The sequence below is a fragment of the Bradyrhizobium sp. WSM4874 genome (assembly GCF_055811835.1).
Window position 1 is genome coordinate 1 of sequence record NZ_JBVVPR010000251.1, and the last position, 317, is coordinate 317.

The window sequence follows — 317 nt, forward strand, 5'->3', positions numbered from 1 at the left end:
TGACCGGTTGGAGCTGGACGACGTCCGCGCCTTCCAGGTGCATCTGGTCTCGACCGGCATCTCATGGCCGGCGCTGACCAGATCGTCTGTGCGCTCCGGTTTTTCTACGGCGTCACGCTCGGCGAGGCACTCATCCCGGAGCGCATTCCCTATGCGCGAGAACCGCGCAAGCTGCCGGTCGTGCTCAGCGCCAACGAAGTGGTTCAGTTCCTCGAGGCCGTGTCCAGCCTGAAGAGCCGTGCCGCGCTCACCACGGCCTATGCGGCCGGACTCAGGGCCTCCGAAGTCGCGGGACTGCGGATCGAAGACATCGACAG

1 pseudogene is annotated in these 317 nt (G+C 65.6%); it reads left to right on the top strand.

The features are described 5' to 3' along the window. A pseudogene (locus tag AC0L3P_RS40245) lies at positions 1-317 on the top strand (tyrosine-type recombinase/integrase); the annotation flags it as partial.